This window comes from Megasphaera geminata F0357 (assembly GCF_000239275.1).
GTDB lineage: Bacteria > Bacillota > Negativicutes > Veillonellales > Megasphaeraceae > Megasphaera > Megasphaera geminata.
The window spans coordinates 1-1,038 of record NZ_JH417595.1 but is presented as its reverse complement, the minus strand read 5'-3'; the positions used below and the strand labels follow the sequence as shown (position 1 = coordinate 1,038).

Sequence of the window (1,038 nt, the reverse complement as noted above, 5' to 3'; positions counted from 1 at the left end):
TTACGGATACATCCAAGCTGACGGACGATGACAATCTCGGCGTCGTATCCGACGGCAACGACAACCTGAAAGTCCGTCTCGCCAAAGCCCTGAAAGGCCTCGAAAGCGTAACGACCGGTGATACGGTCATCAACAATACCGGGTTGACTGTAGGCGGAAAGACCTATGTGACGAATAACGGCTTCAATGCCAATAACCAGGTCATCACTAACGTGGCGGACGGTGTCAACGGTACCGATGCGGTTAATGTTGACCAGCTGAAAAAAGCGGCAGCCGGTGCTACCACAAAAGTAGCGGACGGTAAAAATACAACGGTGACTTCTGAAGACAATGCCGACGGATCCAAAACGTACCATGTAAATCTGAATGATAATATTACGCTGGGGACCGATCCGACCAAACAGGTATCCATCGACGGCACGACAGGTATCATCAAAGCCGGAGACAAAGTGACCATTGACGGCACGACAGGGAACATTGATGCCGGAAAAGTGAAAATCAACGGGAAAGATGGCACCGTCAACGGACTGACCAATAAAACCTGGGATCCGAACAACATCACCAGCGGACAGGCGGCTACGGAAGACCAGCTCAAAGCAGTAGACCAAAAGATTACCAATACGTCTGAAGAACTGACGAAAAAAGGCATGGATTTTGCCGGCAATGAAGGGGAATTCCACCGGAACCTGGGAGAAAAAGTCACTATCAAGGGAGAAGGGACAAAAGCCGCTTCCGAATACTCCGGCGAAAACATCAAGACCTTTGCCGACGCAAACGGTAACGTCGTCGTCAAGATGGACAAGAACCTGAAAACTGAAACCATCGTCGCTACAGGTAAAGACGGTAAAGACGGCAAGATCGGTATCAACGGCAAAGACGGCGTAACGACAGACATCTCCGTCACCCGTGACGGCAAACCCGGAGTAGACGGTGCGCCGGGCACGACCACGACCCGTATCGTATACGAGAAACCAGACGGTACCAAAGAAGAAGTGGCTACCTTAAATGACGGCATGAAATACGGCGGCGATACAGGAA

At 51.0% G+C, this 1,038-nt stretch carries 1 pseudogene; it reads left to right on the top strand.

What is annotated here, in order from left to right:
• Positions 1 to 1,038 (top strand): annotated as a pseudogene (locus HMPREF0080_RS05335) (ESPR-type extended signal peptide-containing protein); the annotation flags it as partial.